The organism is Spiroplasma sp. ald, from assembly GCF_044714355.1.
GTDB lineage: Bacteria > Bacillota_I > Bacilli_A > Mycoplasmatales > Mycoplasmataceae > Spiroplasma > Spiroplasma phoeniceum.
This window is the reverse complement of record NZ_RXFY01000061.1, coordinates 1-6,646: the sequence shown is the minus strand read 5'-3', so window position 1 is coordinate 6,646 and position 6,646 is coordinate 1. Positions and strand designations below refer to the sequence as shown.

At 27.8% G+C, this 6,646-nt stretch carries 8 protein-coding genes; all 8 read left to right on the top strand.

Annotated features, from left to right (window positions below; all coding sequences use genetic code 4):
• Positions 1–433 precede the first annotated feature (433 nt).
• The 8 genes from dusB (at position 434) to EHU54_RS03815 (ending at position 6,585) form a co-directional block, all read left to right on the top strand.
• A complete protein-coding gene (gene dusB / locus EHU54_RS03850) occupies positions 434–1,429 on the top strand; it encodes a tRNA dihydrouridine synthase DusB (protein ID WP_400249036.1) in 996 nt (331 codons plus the stop codon).
• A 17-nt stretch (positions 1,430–1,446) separates the two neighbouring features.
• Positions 1,447–2,949 (top strand): lysine--tRNA ligase, encoded by a 1,503-nt coding sequence (lysS, locus tag EHU54_RS03845; RefSeq protein WP_400249035.1) that lies wholly within the window; start codon positions 1,447–1,449, stop codon positions 2,947–2,949.
• Between the two features lie 8 nt (positions 2,950–2,957).
• Positions 2,958–3,962, top strand: coding sequence for an asparagine synthetase AsnA (locus EHU54_RS03840; protein ID WP_400249034.1), 1,005 nt, complete (start codon positions 2,958–2,960; stop codon positions 3,960–3,962).
• Complete coding sequence (locus tag EHU54_RS03835) at positions 3,963–4,649, top strand: IspD/TarI family cytidylyltransferase (RefSeq protein WP_400249033.1); 687 nt, start codon at positions 3,963–3,965, stop codon at positions 4,647–4,649.
• A gap of 113 nt (positions 4,650–4,762) precedes the next feature.
• Entirely contained in the window at positions 4,763–5,212 is a 450-nt protein-coding gene (gene rpsF, locus EHU54_RS03830; protein ID WP_400249032.1) for a 30S ribosomal protein S6, read from the top strand.
• A 23-nt stretch (positions 5,213–5,235) separates the two neighbouring features.
• Positions 5,236–5,676 (top strand): single-stranded DNA-binding protein, encoded by a 441-nt coding sequence (locus tag EHU54_RS03825; RefSeq protein WP_400249031.1) that lies wholly within the window; start codon positions 5,236–5,238, stop codon positions 5,674–5,676.
• A gap of 18 nt (positions 5,677–5,694) precedes the next feature.
• Positions 5,695–5,919 carry a 30S ribosomal protein S18 gene (gene rpsR / locus EHU54_RS03820; protein ID WP_114564870.1) on the top strand — a complete coding sequence of 75 codons (225 nt, stop codon included), beginning with the start codon at positions 5,695–5,697 and terminating at the stop codon, positions 5,917–5,919.
• A gap of 93 nt (positions 5,920–6,012) precedes the next feature.
• Positions 6,013–6,585 carry a hypothetical protein gene (locus EHU54_RS03815; protein WP_400249030.1) on the top strand — a complete coding sequence of 191 codons (573 nt, stop codon included), beginning with the start codon at positions 6,013–6,015 and terminating at the stop codon, positions 6,583–6,585.
• Positions 6,586–6,646: the final 61 nt, after the last annotated feature.

Here is a 6,646-nt window from a genome sequence, read left to right as displayed (position 1 = left end):
AAATACTAAAATATTATTGACAATAAAATTAAAAGTAATACAATTTAGATAAGTAAGTGGTATATTATTCCACAATTTCTAAGATATTAATTAAAACCCTTAAATAATACATACAACCTACAAGTAATATTTATTAAGCAATATTTTTGTAAGGAGGAAATTCAGATGACAGATTGTAGGTTATCTTGCCATGCTTGTCAATGTTCATGTTCAGGTACAAACAGTGACCATAAATGTTTTGAATGTGATTGCAACAAACCACATGGCCGAAAATAATATTTTGTTTCTCATTTTTGAGAAACTTTTTTTGTAATATCATATATGAACTATAATAAGGAATAATTAGCCTTAAAAATAGTTTTTTTATTGAATTTATTGTTATTTTTGATTAAGATTTATCTAATGACTGTTAATTAAAGAAGGAATTAGAAAAATGAGAATTGGAAATATTGAAATCAAAGGGCAAGTTTTTTTAGCACCAATGGCCGGAATTACAAATGAAGCATTCCGAATTATTTGTCATGAATTAGGAGCAGGATTGGTTTATGCTGAAATGGTTAGTGATAAAGCAATTTTACAAAAAAATGAACGAACTTTACAAATGATTGAGGTAAATAAATTAGAACATCCAATTTCAATGCAAATTTTTGGAACAGATATGGAAACTTTTGTTGCAGCAGCAAAATATGTTGATCAACATAGTGAATGTGATATTATTGATATTAATATGGGTTGTCCTGCACCAAAAATTGCAATTAAGTCACAAGCAGGGTCATATTTATTAAAACATCCTCAACTCGTTTATGAAGTTGTTAAGGCAGTGGTTGAAAATGTTACTAAACCAGTAACTGTTAAAATTCGAATTGGCTGAGATGAAGAGAATATTAATTGTGTTGAAATTGCAAAATATTGTGAACAAGCAGGAGCACAAGCAATTGCAGTTCATGCTCGAACACGAAATCAATTTTATTCTGGAAAAGCTGATTGAAATTGAATTAGGAAAGTAAAAGAAAATGTTGCAATTCCAGTAATTGGGAATGGTGATATTTTTACTTGTGAAGATGCAAAACGAATGTTAAAAGAGACTGGTTGTGATGCAATTATGTTAGCACGAGGAGCACAAGGAAATCCATGAGTATTTAAACAGATTCAACATTTTTTAGATACTGGTGAAAAAATTGAGCAACCACCATTAGATGAATGGCGGAATATTATTTTCCGCCATGCAGAATTATTATTAAATTTAAAGGGAGAACGAGTTGCAGCGAGTGAAATGCGGAAAAATTTAGCCTTTTATTTTAAAGGAAAGCCAGAAGCTACTAATTATAAAATTCGGGCAATGCAAATAAATACAATATTTGAGTTAAAAATGTTTGTTAATGAATATATTGCCTATTATTATAATAGTAATATTAGTGTTGCTAAATAGTAAAAAGGAGAATTAAAATGGAGAAACGTAATTTTACAGAACAAGAGCAAATTAGACGTGATAAATTAAAAAAAATAGTTAACGATGGACATAATCCTTTTGTAATTGCCAAGTTTGACCGAACACATACAAGTAAAGAACTTAATGAACAATTTAATCATTTATCAAAAGAGAAATTAGCCACAAGTAGTGATAATATAATAGTTAAAATTGCGGGTCGAATTAAAACATTTCGCGAAGCAGGAAAAGCTAGTTTTGTAACGTTACAAGATCAAAATGGAATTTTTCAAATTTATGTTCGAAATGATGAAGTTGGTGATGAAAAATATCAAGAATTTATTAATTTTGATTTAGGAGATATTATCGGAATTATTGGAATAATGATGAAAACAAACACTGGGGAATTAACAGTGCGAGTTAAAGAATTTGTTTTATTAGCAAAAGCATTGCGTGCATTACCTGACAAATATCATGGAATGACTGATATTGAAGAAAAATATCGTCGTCGTTATGTTGATTTAATTACATCAGCGGAAACAAAAGATATTTTTATTAAGCGTAGTAAGATTATTGCTTTAATGCGAGATTTTTTTAATAGTAAGGGATATTTAGAAGTTGAAACACCTGTTTTACAGCCTATTCATGGTGGCGCAGCGGCAAAACCATTTATAACTCATCATAATACATTAGATATGAATTTTTATCTACGAGTAGCAACAGAATTACCTCTAAAACGGTTAATTGTTGGTGGCTTTGAGGGAGTTTATGAAATAGGACGATTATTTAGAAATGAAGGAATGGATATACGCCATAATCCAGAGTTTACAACAGTTGAAATTTATGTTGCATATCAAGATATGAATTTTATGATGCAATTAACAGAGGATACTATCTGCTACATTGCAAAAAACATTTTAAATAAAGATGAAACAAAATACGATGGAGTAATGATTTCATTCAAACAGCCATGAAAACGTTGACATATGGTTGATGCAATTAAAGAGTTAGTGGGAATTGATTTTTGAAAACCAATGACTTTTGCTGAAGCAAAGAAAATTGCAAAAGAAAAAAAACTACCAATTGAAAAATTTCATACTTCTGTTGGACATATTATTAATTTGTTTTTTGAAGAATTTGTGGAAGATAAATTAATTCAACCAACATTTATTTATGGTCATCCCGTTGAAGTTTCTCCATTGGCAAAAACAAATGCAGAAGATCCAAGATTTACTGATCGATTTGAATTATTTATTAAAGGGCGTGAATATGCAAATGCTTATTCAGAATTAAACAATCCAGTTGAACAATATGAGCGTTTTGTTAGTCAATTAGCAGAACGTGATAATGGTAATGATGAAGCACAAGAATTAGATATTGATTTTATTGAAGCATTGGAATATGGAATGCCACCAACAGGTGGTTTAGGAATTGGAATTGATCGCCTAGTTATGTTATTAACAGGACAAGATTCAATTAAAGATGTATTATTATTTCCCCACATGCGACCAAGAAGAAAATAGGTGATTGTATGGCATTTGGTATTGAAATTGGTTATAGTTCAATTTTAACATTACGTGAAACAGTAGAAGCAATTAGTTTAATTAAACGTGAATTAGTTCGTCGTTTTATTATTCAATTTAATTTATTAAAAGTTGATGCGCCTTTAATTACTACAGAAGAAAAAGGGTTTAATGATGATTTTCGAATGACAGAACGGCCAATTGATTTTGATATTTCACCAACTAATTTGGTTGGTGAAATATTACAGTCACACAATAAATGGCGACGAAATGCAATTAAACAACATGAATTGTTAGAAAACGAAGGAATTTTAACAACGGCAATGGTTTTGCGTCGTGATATTAAGCAATCAAATAGCCAAGCAGTAAGTTTTAGCGAAATTGGATTTGATTTATTATTAGAAGAAAAAGACATTACATTATTAAAAATTAAACAAACAATTGATAAAGCAACTAATATTGTTAGTAATGTAGAAGACATTTTATTATTAAAATTTCCGCAATTAAATAAGAAATTTAAGAAAAAATTAAATTGAACAAGTCAAATTGAATTACAAAAAGCAATGCGATTATTAAGTTATCAAGAACGCTTGAACCGCTATACAAGAGAAAATGGTGCTACAATCCTCTATGGTTTAAAAAATAGTATTACTAATAATACGATTGAAATTAGTGAATCGCAAGATGTTTTTAATTGGGAACTCTATGCGAAAATTTTTGTTTATGATTTTGTGTTAGAAAAAGCTATTTGTATTGGTTATTGTGCTGCTACTGTTAATCGTGATGTTTTAAAAAGTCAATTAGCAGTAACAAAAGAAACAAGTAAATTAAGAACAGAATATGATGCAAAAGTAGCAACAAATGACTTACCAGTGACACTTTCGTTCGGACTTTTTAAGTCACAATTAGATTTATTTTTATTAGAAAAACAACATATTGGTGAAGTTATTGCTTCGGTTTGAAGTGATGATTTTTTAGAATATGTTAAGAAAAATGGAATTGAAATTTTATAAATGAAAAATTATACGGTAATTATTGTTGCAGCTGGGAAGTCATCACGTTTTAATCAGAAAGACAATAAGTTGCTATATCAACTTGATAATAAACAAACTATTATTGAACAAACATTAATGTTATTTTTAAGTGATCCACTTTGTACAGAAATTATTGTTGGTGTTAATGAAGAAATTTTAACTTTTTTATTGAAAAAAAATTATCAAGCAAAAAATATCCAATTTATTATGGGTGGCATAGAACGAGTTGATACGATTTATCAATGTTTAATTAATTATAAAATTAGTAATGAAATTATAATGATTCATGATGGTGTGCGTTGTTTTACTAGTTTAACTTTTATTAATCAATTAAATCAAGTTTTTCAACAAAAAAATTATGAAGTGCTAATTCCAATTTTACCAATTACTGAAACCCTTAAAAAAGTTAAAAATAATTTTATTGAAAAAACATTACCTCGAGAAGAATATTTTACAATTCAGACGCCACAAGTTTTTAAAGCAAGATTATTATATCAAGTTTATGACAGATATTTTCAAACTAAAAATAGAACAATAATTTATGATGATAGTTATTTAGTAGAGTTATTTTCACCAGAAACAAAAATTCATACAATTTATGGTGAAAAACAAAATATTAAATTAACTTATGTTGATGATTTAAAATTATTAAAATTATTAAAATAACGCTTACAATTAAAGGAAATATAAGGTATAATAATTGGCGAGTTAATAATGCTTGAATTATAATTATTAGCTCCTTGTCCGAATAGGACCTAGACCAAAAGGAGGAAAATAAAATGCGTAAATATGAAATTATGTATATATTAAATCCCGAAGCAACTAATTTGGATGAATTAGAAAGTAAATTACACCAAATTTTAGAAGCTAATGGGGGAAAAATAGAAGAACACGGAAAATGAGGAATTAAAGATTTAGTATATCCAATTAAAAAGAAAAAAAAAGGATATTATGGAGTATTAATTGTTAATACAACATCAGAAAACATTGATGAATTTGTTCGAATTAGTCATATTGAACAAGATGTATTACGAATTTTAGTAATTAATACAGAAAAAGAAAAAGGATATATTCAATCAACTGTTTATGCAAAAACAGAAGTTAAGAATGATAAACCAGACCGTGATCGTAGACCAGGGAATAAAAAAACTGATTATAAACGTCATGAACAACGTTCAGAAGGTGAAGAATCAAAACCAGAAAATGCACCAACTGAAACAAAAGAATAAAAAATTAGGAGTGTACAAGAGTTATGTTAAATCGAGTTTCATTAGTAGGAAGACTAACCCGTGATTTAGAATTAAAAAATTCTGTTAATGGTAAACCATTTGTTGCTTTTACATTAGCAGTAAATAATAGTTTTAATAACCAAGCTTCGTTTATTCCTTGTTTTGCTTGGAATAAAACGGCAGAAAATATGGCCCATTATTTAAAAAAAGGATCATTAATTGCATTAGATGGACGTTTACAAACGAGAAGTGATAATGTTAATGGTCAAGTTACAACAATTGTTCAAGTAATTGCTGATATGGTTTCTTTTTTAGATTCAAAAGGTGCTAGTGCTGCTACTAACATTGGTGGTCCATCAATGCCAATTGCTAATGATTTTTCTAACACAACTTCTGAACAACCAGAACCACAAGATGATAATAATATTACTTTTGATGGCGATGATGCAATTTTATGAGATTAAAAAGAAAGGAAAAAGAAAATGAATCCAAAATTTAAACGTTTTAAAAAACAATGTTATTTTACAAAAAATAAAATAACATACATTGATTATAAAGATATTGAATTATTAAAAAAATTTATTTCTGGTAATGGGCAGATTTTGCCAAAACGAGTAACAGGAACAACTGCTAAAAATCAAAGAATGTTAGCAACAGCAATTAAAAGAGCTCGTCAAATGGCTTTATTACCATTTGTTATTGATTAAAAAATACTTACTTTTGTGAGTATTTTTTCTTTTTTCGTATATAATTAATATGATATATATCATAGGCAGTAAAAAAAGTTAAGGGATGACATTATGAAACAAAATCCAAGATTTATTAATGTTTTCAGAACAGAGGCAAAAGAAAAAATAGCAAAAAATTTACTACAAATAATTAAGTATATGCTAATTTGTTTTGTGCTTTTTTTGTATGGTTTTATTTGTTGCTGAGCTTTTTGAAACCCATTAACAAAAATTGGTAATATTCCTATGGCAATTGTTGACAATGATAGACCACCTTGTATTGCCTATGTTGTTCAGAAACAAGGAACTGATGAAAATAACTTATTAACTTCGCCAACTGTTGAATATTTTAATTCTGACACATTAGCAGTTTGTCAAGAAAAAGCACAAGAATGATTTGATAATAATAAAGATATTGATAAAGATCTTTATAAATTGCAATATCGTTATGATAGCATGGTGAATTTATCTGTTACAAATAATAAATTTTATAATATTAATACAAAAGCATTAGAATTATACCAAAATGGTATGACCATTAAATTAAATTATTTGCATGGTGATGAAACTATGTTTAAACCAGCTGATAAATATTGGGCTCAATTGCAAGTTAATAGTGGTTTTACAGAAAATATTTTTAAATAGACTTCTTGCATAACCTATTAAAATAATTGTAAATATTTTTAAAAAAATACTAATAGCAAAT